This is a genomic window from Leifsonia sp. EB41, from assembly GCF_041262565.1.
GTDB lineage: Bacteria > Actinomycetota > Actinomycetes > Actinomycetales > Microbacteriaceae > Leifsonia.
The window spans coordinates 343,089-358,880 of record NZ_JBGCCJ010000001.1 but is presented as its reverse complement, the minus strand read 5'-3'; the positions used below and the strand labels follow the sequence as shown (position 1 = coordinate 358,880).

Genomic DNA, 15,792 nt, shown 5'->3' with positions numbered 1-15,792 from the left:
ATATTTCCCTTCTCTGGTGAGATGTTAAGGGACGGTATCTGTTCAGCGGCACGCTGTCAATAGGGAAGCGCGAGAGCGCGGCGATCGACGTCGGCCCGCGTTGCGCGTCTGCTAATCGGCTGTGGGGGCAGCTCTAAGCATGGGCAGTTAGCCTTGCTGCGTGGATTCCGTGCTGCTCTTCGTCCTGGGCGTCGTCATCATCCTGGTGGGCGTGGCGCTCTCGATCGCGTTGCACGAGATCGGCCACCTGGTGCCGGCCAAGCTTTTCGGCGTCAAGGTCACCCAGTACATGATCGGGTTCGGCCGCACGCTGTTCTCCTTCAAGCGCGGTGAGACCGAGTACGGCGTCAAGGCCATCCCGCTCGGCGGCTACATCTCGATGATCGGGATGTTCCCTCCCGGCAAGGACGGCGGCAGCGGTCGCAACGCGACGACCGGGTTCATGCAGGCGATGGTGCAGGACGCCCGCACCTCCAGCGCGGAGACCGTGGGGGAGGGCGAGGAGAATCGCACCTTCTACCGCCTGCCGGTCTGGAAGCGCGTCGTCATCATGTTCGGCGGGCCGTTCATGAACCTGTTGATCGGGGTGGTGCTATTCGGGGTGCTGCTGATGGGGTTCGGGACCGCGCAGGCGTCGACGACTATCGGGTCGGTCAATCAGTGCGTGCTTCCCGCGACGACCACGTCGCAGAAGTGCGGCGCCGACGCGACGCAAACCCCCGCCGCCGCCGCGGGACTGAAGCCCGGCGACACCATCGTCAGCATCGACGGGAAGAAGATCACGTCGTGGGCGCAGTCCACCGCGATCGTCCGTGACTCTGCAGGCGTGCCTCTGACCGTCGTCATCCGACGCGACGGCCAGGACCAGACGGTCGTGCTCACCCCGCTGACGAACTCGGTCGCCAAGCTCGATGCGAACGGGCAGGCGGTCAAAGGATCGGGCGGAAGCATCGAGACCGTGAAAGCCGGCTTTGTGGGCATCGGAGCGGTGGAGAAGCTGGTCCCTCAGCCGATCACCTCCGTTCTTCCCGCCGTGGGAGCTCAGACCTCCGCGGTCGTCGGCGTTGTCATCCACCTGCCGCAGCGCATGGTCGACATCTGGAACGCCGCTTTCGGCTCGGCTCCGCGCGACCCGAACGGGCCGGTGAGCCTCGTCGGCGTCGGCCGCGCGGCAGGTGAGTTGACCGCTCTCAACGGTGTTCCCGTGATCGACAAGGTCTACACCATGATCGCGTTGCTTGCTTCCCTGAACATCGCGCTCTTCGTCTTCAATCTCATTCCGTTGCTCCCGCTCGATGGCGGCCACATCGCCGGGGCGCTGTGGGAGGGCTTCAGGCGTTCGATCGCGAAGCTGTTCGGGCGACGCGATCCTGGGCCGGTCGATATCGCAAAGCTCATGCCCCTGACGATGACCGTGGTGGTGCTGGTGGGGGCGATGAGTCTGCTGCTGATGTATGCAGACATTGTGAAGCCGATCAACTTCTTCGGCTGACCACCGCATACCCGCCGTTCACCCGACGCCCAGCCGTCTCCCACTCGGCCGCGTAGGATTGTCGGGTGGCAGCAATCAACCTGGGGATGCCCAAGGTCCCCGAGACCCTCGCACCCCGTCGCAAGTCCCGTCAGATCCGTGTCGGAAAGGTCCTGGTCGGCGGCGACGCCCCGGTCAGCGTCCAGTCGATGACCACGACGCCGACGACGAACATCAACGCGACCCTCCAGCAGATCGCCGAGCTGACGGCCTCCGGCTGCGACATCGTGCGCGTCGCGGTGCCGAGCCGTGACGACGCCGAGGCGCTGCCGATCATCGCCAAGAAGAGCCAGATCCCGGTCATCGCGGACATCCACTTCCAGCCCAACTACGTCTACGCGGCGATCGACGCGGGCTGCGCCGCCGTGCGCGTCAACCCGGGCAACATCCGCAAGTTCGACGACCAGGTCGGCAAGATCGCCGCTTACGCGAAGGCCGCGGGCGTCTCGCTGCGCATCGGCGTCAACGCCGGTTCGCTGGAGCCGAGCCTGCTGCAGAAGTACGGCAAGCCGACCGCCGAGGCCCTCGTCGAGAGCGCCGTCTGGGAGGCCAGCCTCTTCGAGGAGCACGACTTCCACGACTTCAAGATCTCGGTCAAGCACAACGACCCGATCGTCATGGTCAAGGCCTACCGCCAGCTCGCCGAGCGGGGCGACTGGCCCCTCCACCTCGGCGTGACGGAGGCCGGCCCGGCGTTCCAGGGCACCATCAAGTCCGCGACCGCGTTCGGCATCCTGCTCTCGGAGGGCATCGGCGACACCATCCGCGTCTCGCTGTCCGCCCCGCCCGCCGAGGAGGTCAAGGTTGGCCTGCAGATCCTGCAGTCGCTCAACCTCCGCGAGCGCAAGCTGGAGATCGTGTCCTGCCCGAGCTGCGGCCGCGCCCAGGTCGACGTCTACACCCTCGCCGACAACGTCACCGAGGGCCTGCAGGGCATGAGCGTCCCGCTGCGCGTCGCGGTCATGGGCTGCGTCGTCAACGGCCCGGGCGAGGCCCGCGAGGCCGACCTCGGCGTCGCCAGCGGCAACGGCAAGGGCCAGATCTTCGTGAAGGGCGAGGTCATCAAGACCGTGCCCGAGGCGGAGATCGTCGCGACCCTGATCGAGGAGGCGAACCGCATCGCCGCCGAGATGGCGGACGCCCAGGTCGCCTCGGGCGAGCCCACCGTCACCGTCGGCCACTAGCGCCCGCGGCGGGCGCGGCATCACCGCACCACTAACATGGAACGGTGCCTACTCGCCTGACGAACTACTTCCTCCGCACCCTCCGTGAAGACCCCTCCGACGCGGAGGTGACCAGCCACAAGCTCCTCGTGCGCGCGGGCTACATCCGCCGCCAGGCGCCGGGCATCTTCGCGTGGCTGCCGCTGGGGCTGCGGGTCAAGGCGCGCATCGAGCAGATCATCCGCGAGGAGATGACCGCCGCCGGCGCGCACGAGGTGCACTTCCCCGCGCTGCTGCCGCGCGAGCCCTACGAGGCCACCGGTCGCTGGGAGGAGTACGGCGACGGCATCTTCCGCCTCAAGGACCGCAAGGACGCCGACTACCTGCTCGCCCCCACGCACGAGGAGGTCTTCACCCTGCTGGTGAAGGACCTCTACTCCTCGTACAAGGACTTGCCGCTGTCGATCTACCAGATCCAGGACAAATACCGCGACGAGGCGCGCCCCCGCGCCGGCCTGCTGCGCGGCCGCGAGTTCACCATGAAGGACGCGTACTCGTTCGACTACACGGACGCGGGCCTCGACACCAGCTACATGGCGCAGCGCGACGCGTACGAGCGCATCTTCAGCCGCCTGGGCCTCGACTACGTCATCGTGCAGGCCGACGCCGGCGCGATGGGCGGCTCCCGCAGCGAGGAGTTCCTGCACCCCACCCCGGTCGGCGAGGACACATTCGTGCGCTCGGACGGAGGCTACGCGGCGAATGTGGAGGCCTTCACCACCCTGGCGCCGCCCACGCGCGGCTACGAGAAACTGACGCCCCAGGAGGTGCTCGACACTCCGAACACCCCCACCATCCAGACCCTGGTCGACGTCGCCAACGAGAAGCACCCGCGCCCGGACGGCCGGGCGTGGACCGCCGCCGACACCCTCAAGAACGTCGTCCTGGCGCTCATCCACCTCGACGGCACGCGCGAGCTCGTGGTCGTCGGCCTGCCCGGCGACCGGGAGGTCGACCTGAAGCGCGCCGAGGTCGCCTTCGCGCCCGCCGAGATCGAGGCGGCGACCGAGGACGACTTCCGCACGCACCCCGGCCTCGTCAAGGGCTACATCGGCCCCTGGTCGGCCGAGGGACCCGTGCTCGGCGAGGAGGCCTCGACCGGCATCCGCTTCGTCGTCGACCCGCGCGTGGTCGACGGCTCCGGCTGGATCACCGGCGCCAACGTCGAGGGCAAGCACGTGTTCGGGCTCGTCGCCGGGCGCGACTTCGCCTGGGACGGCACTGTGGAGGTCGCCGAGGTCAAGCCGGGCGACGCCGCTCCGGACGGCTCCGGCCCCGTCGAGCTCGCGCGCGGCATGGAGATCGGCCACGTCTTCCAGCTCGGCCGCAAGTACGCCGAGGCGCTGGGACTGAAGGTGCTGGACGAGAATGGCAAGCTCGTCACCGTGACCATGGGCTCCTACGGCATCGGCGTCACCCGCATCCTGGCGATCATCGCCGAGGAGAACAACGACGACAAGGGCCTGGTCTGGCCTGCGGCCGTCTCGCCGTTCGACGTGCACGTCGTCGCGGCCGGCCGTGAGGCCGTCGCCTTCGAGGTGGCCGAGCAGGCCGCCGCGGACCTGGAGGCCGCCGGCCTGGAGGTGCTGCTGGACGACCGCCCCAAGGTTTCGCCCGGTGTGAAGTTCGGCGACGCCGAGCTCATCGGCATCCCGCGCGTGCTCGTCGCCGGGCGTGGCGCCGCCGACGGCGAGGTCGAGCTGTGGGACCGCCGCACCGGCGAGCGGTCGACCCTCCCGTTGGCGGAGGCCGTCGCGGCACTCACCGCCTGAACGACCGTCACGACGCCGCCTGACCGCCTCGCGGTTCAGGCGGCGTCGTCGTCTCCGGTGATCTCCGCGTGGACGCGACGGAGGTCCTCCATGAGCGAGCCGATCAGCACCCAGTGCCGCGGGTTCGGCGTGCTGACGACGAGCGGCGCCGTCAGCACCGGGATCCCTGCCGTCTCGGTCCCGGGCTCGACGACGGCCGCGTCGGGGTCGCGGGACAGCAGCCGCAGGTCGTGGGCGGAGCGCTCCAGCTCGTCAGCGATCGCCGCGATGGTCGGCTCGTCGGCGAGGCTGTCGTCGTAGTGGTCGTGGAACGCCCGGGTCATGCCGAGCGAGCGCGTGATCAGCGGCCGCAGGCGCGCGAAGAGCTGCTGGTCGTGCTCCAGGACGACGCGGTGCTTGGCCTGGCGCGGGTTGAGGGTGAGGCTCTCGTCGGCGGAGGTGAGCGCGGCCTCCGCCTTCTTCTCCATCGGGCGCAGCAGCCGCGCCTCGATGAGCAGGGCGTCCCGCTCGCCGGACGTCGGCCGGCTGGTCAGGGCGACGGCGAGCCGGTCGAGCGTCGCGGCGATCTCCCGGCCGAGGTCGAGCACAGCCGTCCGCGCCGGGCCGGTGAGCACGGGTGGCACGATCGCGATGTTGACGATGACGCCGATCGCCGCGCCGAGCACGGTCTCCACGATCCGCGCGACGGCGTACTCGGAGTTCGTGGCGCCCAGCGACAGCACCAGCATGACGCTGATCGGGATCTGGTTGGCCGTGCCCGGCGTCAGCTTGAACGCCCACGCGATCACCAGGGACGCGACGATCGCGAGCAGCACGATCCAGGTGTTGTCGCCGAAGACCAGACCCACCCCGTACGCGATGACCACGCCCAGGATCACCCCGAGGGACCGCTCGAAGGCGCGGCCGATGGACTGGTTCACGCTCGGCTGCACGACGAGCAGGGCGGCGATGGTCGCGAACACCGGGAGCTCGCCCGGGAAGATCAGCGTCGCCAGGCCCCAGGAGATGATCATGGCCGTGGCGGTCTTGGCGACCTGGAGGAACGGCGTGCGCGTGGTCGAGCGGATGTTCACGGGGAGGGAGAGCTTGACCCGGGACATCGAACGCACGACTCCAGCGTAGCCGTGCGGCCGGCGCGGCGACTCAGGCCGCGTAACGCCGGTACGCCGCAGCGGCGCGCTCGGCGGCACGCTGCTGGCCCGCGGTGAGCGGCGCGAACGACTCGATCTCCACCGCAGCGCGGCGCCAGGTCCCCACCACGCGCCCGCGGGCGACCAGGATCGGCTGGAAGACGCCGTTGCCGCCGGGGACGATGCGTTCGAAGTGGTCGTCGTCGAGCACGAGGTCGCGCTGCTGGTAGCCCAGCAGGTACTCGTCGAAGGCCGGGAGGAGCTGGACGGCCTCCCGCTCGCTCCGGCTCTCGGCGAGCCCGGCGGCACGGTCGGCGAGCTCGGCGGTGAGCAGGTACTCCACCCCGTCGACCTCCAGCGCGGTGAGCGCGTCGCCCAGGACGGCGCGCGCGGTCTTGGCGCCGGCGACGGTGCCCTTGGTCCACCAGACGAAGTCCTTGACGGTCGCGGGGCCGTGTCCGTGGAGGTAGCGGAGCAGGAACTCGCCCAGCGCCTCGTCCGGTTCGAGCTGCCGCGCGTGCGGCGCCCACTCGTCCAGCAGCACCAGCGCCTGCTGCGTGCGCAGGGTCGGACCCCAGCAGATCAGTCCGGTCTGGGCCAGGTAGTAGATGAGGTGGTAACCGCGCTGGCCCGCCGTGGCGATGCCGTTGGCCTCCCACAGCTCCATCAGTTCGGCGCGGCCGATGCGCCCGCCGCCGGCGAGGGCCTCGGTGACCAGGTCGCGGGCGCGGACGAAGTCGGCCGTGTCGAGTTCGAGCTGCCGGTGTCGGGCGGTGAGGCCGGCGATCATGCGGCCGGTGGTCACTCCCAGCATCCAGCGGAGGTCCTCCGGCGGGACGAAGTGCAGCGTGCCGCGCATGGGCCAGGAGCGGACGATCCGGCCGGCGTCGAGGTCGGCGAGGACGTCGGCGCGCGTCGAGCCGGTGGTCCGGAGGCCCAGTGCCCAGGATCCCGCGGCGAAGTCCTGCGCCTGGACCGCGAGCATGCGCCGTGCGACGTCGGCGGGGGAGGCCTCGCGGTCACCGTCGATCGCGTGGGCGAGGCGGCGCAGGCGCAGCAGGTCGGCGCGGGAGGTCATGGACTCAGTCTGGCGCAGACAGCGGACAGCTTCTGTCCTAGATGGGTGCCGGCGGCGACGGACTCAGGGCAGCAGCCCGTGATCCTTGAGCTGGTCGCTCAGTCCGGCGCCGTCCGGGGCATAGACCCACGGCGCGCCGGAGATCTCGCTGTGCTTCTCGGCCTTCGACCGGCCACCGGCCAGCACGGCCTCCCCGTTGGAGAGCTGACGGATGGCGACACCCGCGACGTTGCCGGGGTGGTCGGTCGTGAACTCGCGGTAGAGCGCCTCGTCGTGCTGCCCGTCGTCGCCGATCAGCAGCCACTGGAGTCCGGGGAACTCGTCGGCCAGCCGGGCGAGGCTGGTGCGCTTGTGCTCGCGGCCCGAGCGGAAGAACCGGTCGTGGGTCGGGCCCCAGTCGGTGAGCAGCAGCGGACCTGCGGGGAAGAGGTTGCGCGAGAGGAAGCGCGTGAGCGTCGGCGCGACGTTCCAGGCGCCGGTCGAGAGGTAGATGACCGGCGCGCCGGGGTGCGCCGCCGCGAGTCGCTCCAGCAGCACTGACATCCCGGGGGTCGGAACCCGGGCGTGCTCGTCCAGGACGAAGGTGTTCCACGCGGCGAGCAGGGGCCGGGGGAGCGCGGTGACCATGACGGTGTCGTCCACGTCGGAGATGATTCCGAAGGTGGCCTTGGGGTCGACGATGTAGACCGGCGCCTCGAACACGCGCGCGGACTCCGGCGTCGTGAGCCGCACTGTGTGCAGGCCGGGCTTGAGCTGGACGGGGAGGACCGTGTCGATGACGCCGCCGCGGTCCGGCTGCACCTCGTGGCGGGCCCCGTCGACGGTGATCGTGACGGTGACGTCGCCGACCGGGACGCTGACGAACGAACGCCAGCCCCGGATGGACTCCTCGCGCTTGCGGTGCTTGCGCTCGGCACGGCTGCCGGGCCGCGGCTCCTTCGCCAGCACCACCCTGCCGAGGATCCGCACCCAGGTCGGCGAGCCGTAGCCGGCGTACGGGACGACGGTCGCCAGGAAACCGCGCTTGCGTGCGCGGCGGGCTCGGAACTGGTGGAACGCGTCCTCGACGCGCGCGGCACGGTGCATGATCGGGTCGACGCTCGCGCCGCGCTTGGCTCGGGTGGCAGTCATAGAGGTACCAGTTTCTCACGGACTGAAGGTCCCCTCAGACGCAGCCCCCAGATCTGGGGTGAGGATTCTTCGGTGTGTCGGAGGAATTTCCCCAGCAAAGGTGAGATTTCCACAATATGATCCTGATGACGCGACGGAAGCGCCGTCGCCGGGCTGGGGACCCGCACGCGTATCGTGGAGAGTAGAAAGAAGGAGTCGCCCTCGTGCCCATCAACGACCTGGTCGCTGCACAGAACACCGCCGGAGCGCCGCTCGTGCGGACGGAGCCGATCCAGGAGCGCAGCGCCGCCCGGATCGACGCCCTCCTCGACGCCGCAGCGGAGGTGGTGGACGAGATCGGATTCGACCGCCTGACGACCGCCATGGTCGCCGAGCGCGCCGGTGCGTCCATCGGCACGGTCTACCGCTACTTCCCCGACCGCATCGTCCTGCTGCAGGCGCTGCGCGACCGCGCGCTGCTGCGCTATCGCCACTCGGTCGTCTCCGCGATCCACGCCGAGAGCCCCGAGCACTGGTGGAACGCGGTGGAGTGCGCGATCGACGCCTTCGTCGCGATGTTCCGCACCGAGCCGGGCTTCCGCATCATCCGCTTCACCGACGCCGAGCGCGCCGGCCTTCCGGGCGAGGAGGAGCCGGAGCAGGCTGCGTCGTTCGCGTCGCAGTTCGCCTCGATCCTGTCCGAGGAGTACGGTCTGCCAGCCGGCGAGGACCTGGCCTTCCGCCTCGAGATCGTCGTGGAGATCATGGACGGCCTGATCAACCGGGCCTTCCTCGACGACCCGATGGGAGACGCCCGCTACATCGACGAGGCGCGCGTCGTGGCCCGCGAGTACCTGGAGCGGCGGTACGACCCGAAGAGCTGAGGCTCTCCGGGGAATGTCGGCGGTACGGGACAGAGTTGTCTCATGGTGTCTGGGTTTCCTGCCACAAACCGACTCAATTCATTGCGAATTGTGCAAAACGCTGTTTGGGTGGAAGCGATGGCCCCGAATACTGAGACCACCCTGCGGTATCGACCGAGAGCTGAGGACCGATGATCGAGTTCCGTTCGGTCACGAAGCGGTTCCCTGACGGGACGGTGGCGGTCGACGACTTCTCGCTCGTCATCCCCTCCCGCCAGATCACCGTGCTCGTCGGCTCGTCCGGCAGCGGCAAGACGACGATCCTGCGCATGGTCAACCGCATGGTGGACCCGACTAGCGGCACGGTCTCCATCGACGGCGAGGACGTGCAGAGCCTGAAGCCCGTGCACCTGCGCCGCCGCATCGGCTATGTCATGCAGAACTCCGGGCTGCTGCCGCACCGCAAGGTGGTCGACAACATCGCCACCGTGCCGCTGCTCACCGGTGTCAAGCGCAAAGCCGCGCAGGAGCGCGCGCTGGAGCTCATGGACACGGTCGGGCTGGAGCGCTCGCTCGCCGACAAGTACCCGAGCCAGCTCTCCGGAGGCCAGCAGCAGCGCGTCGGCGTCGCCCGCGGCCTGGCGGTCGACCCGAACATCCTGCTGATGGACGAGCCGTTCGGAGCGGTCGACCCGATCGTGCGCGACGACCTCCAGAACGAGCTGCTGCGGCTCCAGCGCGAGCTCGGCAAGACGGTGCTGTTCGTGACGCACGACATCGACGAGGCGTTCCGCCTGGGGGATCAGGTGGTGATCTTCCGCAAGGGCGGGATCGTCGCCCAGCAGGGCACCCCGGCCGAGATCCTCGCGTCGCCCGCCGACGAGTTCGTGGCGAGCTTCGTGGGCGCCGACCGCGGCAAGCGCGCCCTGCACATCGAACGGACCGAGACCGGTTCCGTGCTCGTCGACAGCGAAGGGCGCACTGCGGGCGTCCTCAGCGACGAGCGCCCCCTATCCGAAGATTCAAAGGCCGCGACGGTGTCCGTCGCGGGTGGTGCGGACGCCGTAACGCAGGGTGGCGCCCCTCCACGGCTGCCACAGTGAACTTCCTGTGGTCGAACCTCGGCCTGGTCTGGACCCTCACGATCTCGCACGTGTGGCTGAGCGCCATCCCGATCGTGGTCGGCTTCGTCGTATCGCTGCCGATCGGCTGGGTGGCGAACCGCTACAAGGTGAGCCGGCCGGTGCTGCTGACGATCGGCGGCATCCTGTACACGATCCCGTCGCTTCCGCTGTTCTTCGCGATGCCGGCGCTGATCGGCACCAAGATCCTCGATCCGGCGAACGTCGTCGTCGCGCTGAGCATCTACGCCGTGGCGCTGCTGGTGCGCACCACGACCGACGCCCTCGCGTCGGTGCCCGGTGACGTGGTGCAGTCCGCGACGGCGATCGGCTACTCGGGCTGGCGACGGTTCTGGGCCGTCGAGCTCCCGCTGGCCGGGCCGGTGCTGCTCGCGGGGCTGCGGGTCGTCTCCGTGTCCACCGTGAGCCTGGTGAGCGTCGGCGCGCTGCTCGGTGTTCCGAACCTGGGCCAGCTCTTCACGGACGGCCTCAACCGGTCCTACACGGAGGAGGTCGCGGTCGGCATCATCCTCATCATGGTCGTCGCCCTCGTGTTCGACCTCGTCCTCGTGCTGCTCGGGCGGCTGCTGCTGCCGTGGTCGCGGCTCGACAAGCGCTCGGGCCGGCTGCGCCGCTCCGCAGCGATGAAGGCGGTGACCGGCCCATGACCGATTTCGCGGCCGCCTTCGCCTGGCTCTTCGATCCGGTGAACTGGATGGGGCCGGGCGGCATCCCCGTGCGCACCGGCGAGCACCTCCTGTACACGCTGCTGACCCTCCTGATCGCCTGCGCGATCGCGCTGCCGATCGGCTTCGCGATCGGGCACACCGGACGCTTCCGCGGCCTCGCCGTCGGCGTCTCCGGCGCGCTGCGCGCCCTGCCGACGCTGGGACTGGTCGTCTACCTCGCGCTCATCATGGCGAACATCACGATCGTGCCGCCGCTGATCGCGCTGACCATCCTCGCCATCCCGCCGCTGCTGGCCGGCGCGTACTCGGGGCTGGAGTCGGTCAACCGCAGCACGATCGACGCCGCACGCGCCGTCGGGATGACCGAGTGGCAGATCTTCGCCAAGGTGGAGCTGCCGCTGTCGCTTCCGCTCGTCATCGGCGGCATCCGCTCCGGCGCTCTGCAGGTGATCGCGACCTGGACCGTGGCCGCGATCCTCCCGGTGGGCGGCCTCGGGCGGTTCCTGTTCGACGGGCTTGCCGTGCAGAACTACCCGGAGATGCTCGGCGGCTCGATCATCGTCGTCGTGCTCGCGCTGGTGGTCGACGGCCTGTTCGCGCTGACCCAGAAGCTCGTCGTGCCGCGCGGCGTCACGGCCGGCAAGGTCCGCGCGGACGTGGCCACAACGCCGCGGCGCACGATCGGCGCCCCAGTCCCCGGGCGGCAGCCCGCTCCCTGACCCTCCCTGACCTTCCCCTCCCGGGGCTTCCCGATTCACCCGAGTCCCAACGCACACAGTAGAAAGAGAAATCACATGTTCGGATCAAAGAAGGGCCGCATCGCGGCCGGTGTGCTCGCGGCGGGGGCGCTCATCGCCCTCAGCGCCTGCTCGTCCGGCGGCGGCGGCGCGTTCAGCACCAGCAGCAGCGGCGGCAGCGGCTCCTCGAGCGACACCGTCACCGTCGGCTCGGCCGCGTTCGGCGAGTCCGAGATCCTGATGCAGATCTACGGCCAGGCCCTCGCGGCCAACGGCGTCAAGGTCAGCTACAAGCCGAGCATCGGCCAGCGCGACGTCTACCTGAAGGCGCTGCAGGACGGGTCGATCGACCTGGTTCCGGAGTACTCCGGCAACCTGCTGCAGTTCTACAACAAGACCAGCACGGCCTCCTCGAGCGACGACGTCTACGCCGCGCTCAACGACGCCCTGCCCAAGGGCTTCGAGGTGCTCGACCAGGCCAAGGCGCAGGACGCCGACGCCTACAACGTCACCAAGGAGTTCTCCGACAAGTACAAGGTCACCAGCCTGGAGGACCTCAAGAACGTCACCGTGCCGCTGACCGTCGGCGCGAACCCCGAGTTCGGCACCCGGCCCTACGGCATCCCCGGCCTCAAGTCGACCTACGGCGTGACGGCGTCGCTCACCCCGATCAGCGACTCGGGCGGCCCGCTGACCGTCGCGGCGCTGAAGGACGGCAGCGTTCAGCTCGCGGACATCTACACCACGACCCCGGCCATCAAGGACAACGGCTTCGTCGTGCTGAAGGACCCGAAGAACCTGATCGCCGCGCAGAACATCGTGCCGCTGATCAACACCAAGAAGGCCTCCGACAAGGTCAAGTCGGTGCTCAACAAGGTCTCGGCCCTGCTGACCACGGACGACCTGATCACCATGAACAGCGAGAACCAGGGCGCCAGCAAGACCCAGCCGGACGCCGTGGCGAAGAAGTGGCTGCAGGAGCACCCGATCAAGGGCTGAAATCCCTGACGGGAGGGTGACCTCCCGACGGACTCCGCGTGCGGCGGCTCGGGTGACCGGGCCGCCGCCTCCGTTTCTGCGGGACCGTTACTGCATGCGGAGCAGCGACCAGAACGCCTCGATCGCGTCGCCCATGTCGGCGGACGGGTCGAGCAGCCACTGCACCTGCATGCCGTCGGAGACGGCCACCGCGAGGCGCGCGAGCGTGCGCGCGTCGACACTGTCGCGCACCCGACCGGCCTGCTGCTCCGAGCGGATGTACCCCTCCAGACCGGCGACGATCTGCTGGTAGCGCGACACGAAGTAGTCGTGACCCGGATGGTCGGGGTCCGCCGCCTCCGCGGAGATGGTCGCATAGAGCTGGACGAGCCCCGGCACTTCGGCGTTGTGCCGCACGATGCGGACCAGGCCGTCGGCCGCCTCGGACCAGTCCCCGCCGAGCTCGCCACCGGCGGAGTCCACCTCGTCGCGCTTGCGCAGCACCTCGGCGAACAGCTCCTCCTTCGACGAGAAGTGGTGCAGGAGGCCGGCCTGGCTGAGCCCGACCGACTCCGCGATCTCGCGCAGCGACGCCTTGCGATAGCCCTTGTCGGCGAACACCTCCAGGGCGCGGGCGAGGATCTCCTCGCGTTTGGCGATTCCCTTGGCGTATCCCCGCTTCTCCGGCATGATTCCAGGCTAGTGGGCGGCAGCCGGTCAGGCCGTCAGCCCGGTCAGCTCGTCAGCACGAGCACCGGAGGCACCACGACGAGCAGGGCCGCGGCGACCACCACCAGCAGCCGGACTCCCGGGCCGACCGTGCGGTGGCCGGAGGTGAGGCGCTCCTCGCGCGCCACCAGGGCCGACCGGCGCTGCTCGGGCGTGCGCGGGTCCTTGGGAGCGCCGAGGGCGGCGCCGGCCGACCCGGTCGCGTCCACGATGCGGATGGCGTCCGCGAGCACCGCGTCGCCGGACGTGCGCCGGGCGGTGTCGTCGGCCAGCATCTCGACCAGGAGCGCCACGGCGTCCTGCGCGCGCGTCGCGATCGGGAACCACGGCAGCGCGCGCTTCCAAGACCGGAAGGCGTCGAGCAGGAGGTGGTGCTTCTGGCGCAGGTGGGCGCGCTCATGGGCGATCACGGCCTCCAGCTGCTCGGGGGTGAGCAGCTCGATCATCCCTTCGGACAGCACGGTGACGCTGCGCGCGCCGGGGAGGCAGTAGGCGGCGGGCGCCGGGTGGTCGATGATCCGGGTGGCGGGCTCGTCGGGCAGCGGCGAACTGAGCAGCCGGAGCAGCTCCATGTGCCGGTGCCGCTGGCTGCGGCTGCGTACCGAGGTGAGGGCGAGGTTGAGTACCAAGTGCGCCGTCAGCAGCACGGCGGCGCTGAGGAAGAACGTGTGCAGCAGCGAGACGCCGGCGGGGAGCGGTCCGCTGAAGAGCGTGGCGGCCGCGCCGGAGATGCGGCTCCGGAGGTCGTACCCGAACGGCTCCAGCCCGGCGAGCAGCAGCGACCCGATCATGGAGATGCCGCCGGCCAGCGCGATCGACTGCCAGAGCGCCAGCGCGAGTCCCGGTGCGGCGGGCGGCCACTTCGCGCGCGCCAGCAGCAGCGGCACGGGCCAGGCGAGGGCGACCGCCAGGACGCCGAGCAGGACGGCGGTCGGGTCGACGGCCATCGGTGTCAGCTGCGCGCGTCGAGCAGCCGGCGGAGCATCGCCGCCTCTGACTCGTCGACCGAGCCGACGAAGTAGGCGAGGGCCTCCGTGCGGTCGGTGGAGGTCTCCAGGACTTCGCGCATCAGGTCCGCGACGTGGTTGGCCCGCGTGAGGCTGGCGAAGTAGAGGTGGGGGCGCGCGTCGCGGTCGCGGTCGACGAACCCCTTCTGCTCCAGGCGGGAGAGCACCGTGAGCACGGTGGTGAGCGCCGGGGTCTTGCCGCCGTCCCTGGTGGCCGCTAGCTTGTCGCGCAACTCGTTGGCGGTGATCGGGGCGTCGCCCGACCAGAGGGCGTCCATCACCGCGCGTTCGAGTTCTCCGAGATTGGCCACGGATCCAGGGTAGCGCGAGAAGGCTGTGAATGTTCTACACTCTGTAGAAGTAGTCTTCTACACGCTGTAGAACATTGATCGGAAGGGTGGACTTCGTGCACGAGCTCCTCGATCCGCTGCTGCTCTCACGCTGGCAGTTCGGACTGACGACGATCTACCATTTCCTGTTCGTCCCGCTCACGATCGGCCTCGTCACGGTCGTCGCGATCTTCCAGACCGCGTGGTACCGCAGCGGCAAGGTCCACTACCTCCAGCTCACGCACTTCTTCGGCAAGCTCTTCCTGATCAACTTCGCGATGGGCGTCGTGACCGGCATCGTGCAGGAGTTCCAGTTCGGCATGAACTGGTCGAACTACTCCCGGTTCGTCGGCGACGTCTTCGGGGCGCCGCTCGCGCTGGAAGGCCTGCTCGCGTTCTTCCTGGAGGCCACCTTCATCGGGCTGTGGATCTTCGGCTGGGACAAGCTGCCGCGCGGCCTCCACCTCGCCTGCATCTGGATCGTGGCCGTCGGCTCCATCCTGTCGGCGTACTTCATCCTCGCGGCCAATGCGTTCATGCAGCACCCGGTCGGCTACACGCTGAACCACGCGCGCGGCCGGGCCGAGCTCACCGACCTCTGGGCGGTGCTGACGAACAAGGTCGCCCTCGCCGCGTTCCCGCACACGATCTTCGGCTGCTTCATGGTCTCGGCGGGCCTCATCATCGCGGTCGCCGCCTGGCACCTCTCCCGCACCAGGAACCTGGAGACCATGCGTCCCGCCCTGAAGTTCGGGCTCTGGATGATGGTCGTCGCCGGCATCGGCAGCGTCGTCAGCGGCGACCAGCTCGGCCTCGCGATGGTGCAGACCCAGCCGATGAAGATGGCCGCGGCGGAGGCGCTCTACAAGACCTCCACCGGCGCGGACGCGTCGTTCTCGATCTTCACGCTCGGCACGCCGGACGGCGTCCACGAGCTCTTCTCGATCCGCATCCCGTACCTGCTGTCGTTCCTCTCGACGCACACGCTCACCGGCACGGTCGAGGGCATCAACGACCTCAACGCCCAGTACCAGCAGCTCTACGGCCCCGGCGACTACACCCCGGTCATCTGGGTCACCTACTGGGCGTTCCGCTGGATGATCGGCCTCGGCCTCCTGCACGTCCTGATCGCCGTCGTGGGCCTCTGGTTCACCCGCAAGGGCCGGACGCCGCCGTGGGCGTGGATGTGGAAGGTCGCCATCTGGGCCATGCCGCTCTCGCTCGGCGCGATGATCGTCGGCTGGATCTTCACCGAGATGGGCAGGCAGCCCTGGCTCGTGTTCGGCCTGATGAAGACGCAGGACGGCGTCTCGCCGGGGACGACGGGGCTCGACGTCCTGATCTCGCTGATCGCCTTCACCGCCATCTACGGCACGCTCGCCGTGGTCGAGTTCAAGCTCATCAAACGCGCGGCCCAGAAGGGACCGGCCCCCGCCGAGGAGCACCTCGACGACGAGGGCAACCACGTCCCGGTCGCCACGGTCTACTAGGAGCA

The 15,792-nt window shown here is 69.5% G+C and carries 15 protein-coding genes; 9 read left to right on the top strand and 6 right to left on the bottom strand.

Annotated elements, in window-relative coordinates; genetic code table 11:
• Window positions 1–160: 160 nt before the first annotated feature.
• The 3 genes from ABH923_RS01800 to ABH923_RS01790 all read left to right on the top strand — a co-directional run bounded on the left by ABH923_RS01800 (window position 161) and on the right by ABH923_RS01790 (window position 4,526).
• Window positions 161–1,492, top strand: a complete 1,332-nt coding sequence (locus tag ABH923_RS01800) for an RIP metalloprotease (protein WP_370053476.1) — start codon at window positions 161–163, stop codon at window positions 1,490–1,492.
• Between the two features lie 86 nt (window positions 1,493–1,578).
• Window positions 1,579–2,715, top strand: coding sequence for a flavodoxin-dependent (E)-4-hydroxy-3-methylbut-2-enyl-diphosphate synthase (gene ispG, locus ABH923_RS01795; protein ID WP_370057260.1), 1,137 nt, complete (start codon window positions 1,579–1,581; stop codon window positions 2,713–2,715).
• 44 nt (window positions 2,716–2,759) lie between these two features.
• A complete protein-coding gene (locus ABH923_RS01790) occupies window positions 2,760–4,526 on the top strand; it encodes a proline--tRNA ligase (RefSeq protein WP_370053475.1) in 1,767 nt (588 codons plus the stop codon).
• Window positions 4,527–4,561: 35 nt separating this feature from the next.
• Here ABH923_RS01790 and ABH923_RS01785 read toward each other — a convergent pair whose 3' ends face one another.
• From ABH923_RS01785 to ABH923_RS01775, 3 genes are all read right to left on the bottom strand, one after another.
• Window positions 4,562–5,626, bottom strand: a complete 1,065-nt coding sequence (locus ABH923_RS01785) for an aromatic acid exporter family protein (protein ID WP_370057258.1) — start codon at window positions 5,624–5,626, stop codon at window positions 4,562–4,564.
• Between the two features lie 43 nt (window positions 5,627–5,669).
• Complete coding sequence (locus ABH923_RS01780) at window positions 5,670–6,734, bottom strand: winged helix DNA-binding domain-containing protein (protein ID WP_370053473.1); 1,065 nt, start codon at window positions 6,732–6,734, stop codon at window positions 5,670–5,672.
• 63 nt (window positions 6,735–6,797) lie between these two features.
• Window positions 6,798–7,865, bottom strand: a complete 1,068-nt coding sequence (locus ABH923_RS01775; RefSeq protein WP_370053471.1) for an App1 family protein — start codon at window positions 7,863–7,865, stop codon at window positions 6,798–6,800.
• Between the two features lie 203 nt (window positions 7,866–8,068).
• Between ABH923_RS01775 and ABH923_RS01770 the strand changes: the two genes are divergently transcribed.
• The 5 genes from ABH923_RS01770 (at window position 8,069) to ABH923_RS01750 (ending at window position 12,253) form a co-directional block, all read left to right on the top strand.
• Window positions 8,069–8,728, top strand: coding sequence for a TetR/AcrR family transcriptional regulator (locus ABH923_RS01770; RefSeq protein WP_370053469.1), 660 nt, complete (start codon window positions 8,069–8,071; stop codon window positions 8,726–8,728).
• Window positions 8,729–8,898: 170 nt separating this feature from the next.
• Window positions 8,899–9,810 carry an ABC transporter ATP-binding protein gene (locus tag ABH923_RS01765; RefSeq protein WP_370053467.1) on the top strand — a complete coding sequence of 304 codons (912 nt, stop codon included), beginning with the start codon at window positions 8,899–8,901 and terminating at the stop codon, window positions 9,808–9,810.
• The gene (locus ABH923_RS01760; protein WP_370053465.1) at window positions 9,807–10,496 is read left to right on the top strand and encodes an ABC transporter permease; all 690 of its coding nucleotides are present in this window, start codon (window positions 9,807–9,809) and stop codon (window positions 10,494–10,496) included. Before ABH923_RS01765 ends, ABH923_RS01760 begins: the two co-directional genes overlap by 4 nt.
• The gene (locus tag ABH923_RS01755; RefSeq protein ID WP_370053463.1) at window positions 10,493–11,236 is read left to right on the top strand and encodes an ABC transporter permease; all 744 of its coding nucleotides are present in this window, start codon (window positions 10,493–10,495) and stop codon (window positions 11,234–11,236) included. The genes ABH923_RS01760 and ABH923_RS01755 overlap by 4 nt, the downstream gene beginning before the upstream one ends.
• A gap of 75 nt (window positions 11,237–11,311) precedes the next feature.
• Window positions 11,312–12,253: an ABC transporter substrate-binding protein gene (locus ABH923_RS01750; RefSeq protein ID WP_370053461.1), complete on the top strand. Its 942-nt coding sequence runs from the start codon at window positions 11,312–11,314 to the stop codon at window positions 12,251–12,253.
• Between the two features lie 87 nt (window positions 12,254–12,340).
• On the opposite strand, the gene ABH923_RS01745 is transcribed toward ABH923_RS01750, so the two are convergent.
• The 3 genes from ABH923_RS01745 to ABH923_RS01735 are packed head-to-tail and all read right to left on the bottom strand — an operon-like array spanning window position 12,341 to window position 14,279.
• Window positions 12,341–12,922, bottom strand: coding sequence for a TetR/AcrR family transcriptional regulator (locus ABH923_RS01745; protein WP_370053459.1), 582 nt, complete (start codon window positions 12,920–12,922; stop codon window positions 12,341–12,343).
• A 44-nt stretch (window positions 12,923–12,966) separates the two neighbouring features.
• Window positions 12,967–13,908 (bottom strand): M56 family metallopeptidase, encoded by a 942-nt coding sequence (locus tag ABH923_RS01740; protein WP_370053457.1) that lies wholly within the window; start codon window positions 13,906–13,908, stop codon window positions 12,967–12,969.
• A 5-nt stretch (window positions 13,909–13,913) separates the two neighbouring features.
• On the bottom strand, window positions 13,914–14,279 hold the full coding sequence (locus ABH923_RS01735; RefSeq protein ID WP_345835012.1) for a BlaI/MecI/CopY family transcriptional regulator: 366 nt from the start codon (window positions 14,277–14,279) through the stop codon (window positions 13,914–13,916).
• A gap of 95 nt (window positions 14,280–14,374) precedes the next feature.
• Here ABH923_RS01735 and ABH923_RS01730 point away from each other — a divergent pair, with 95 nt between their 5' ends.
• Window positions 14,375–15,787, top strand: a complete 1,413-nt coding sequence (locus ABH923_RS01730; RefSeq protein WP_370053455.1) for a cytochrome ubiquinol oxidase subunit I — start codon at window positions 14,375–14,377, stop codon at window positions 15,785–15,787.
• Window positions 15,788–15,792: the final 5 nt, after the last annotated feature.

Coding starts and splice junctions, on each gene's coding strand:
- ispG (WP_370057260.1), top strand. CDS start 1,579: ATGCCCAAGGTCCCCGAGACCCTCGCACCCCGTCGCAAGTCCCGTCAG.
- ABH923_RS01785 (WP_370057258.1), bottom strand. CDS start 5,626: ATGTCCCGGGTCAAGCTCTCCCTCCCCGTGAACATCCGCTCGACCACG.
- ABH923_RS01780 (WP_370053473.1), bottom strand. CDS start 6,734: ATGACCTCCCGCGCCGACCTGCTGCGCCTGCGCCGCCTCGCCCACGCG.
- ABH923_RS01775 (WP_370053471.1), bottom strand. CDS start 7,865: ATGACTGCCACCCGAGCCAAGCGCGGCGCGAGCGTCGACCCGATCATG.
- ABH923_RS01765 (WP_370053467.1), top strand. CDS start 8,899: ATGATCGAGTTCCGTTCGGTCACGAAGCGGTTCCCTGACGGGACGGTG.
- ABH923_RS01755 (WP_370053463.1), top strand. CDS start 10,493: ATGACCGATTTCGCGGCCGCCTTCGCCTGGCTCTTCGATCCGGTGAAC.
- ABH923_RS01750 (WP_370053461.1), top strand. CDS start 11,312: ATGTTCGGATCAAAGAAGGGCCGCATCGCGGCCGGTGTGCTCGCGGCG.
- ABH923_RS01745 (WP_370053459.1), bottom strand. CDS start 12,922: ATGCCGGAGAAGCGGGGATACGCCAAGGGAATCGCCAAACGCGAGGAG.
- ABH923_RS01740 (WP_370053457.1), bottom strand. CDS start 13,908: ATGGCCGTCGACCCGACCGCCGTCCTGCTCGGCGTCCTGGCGGTCGCC.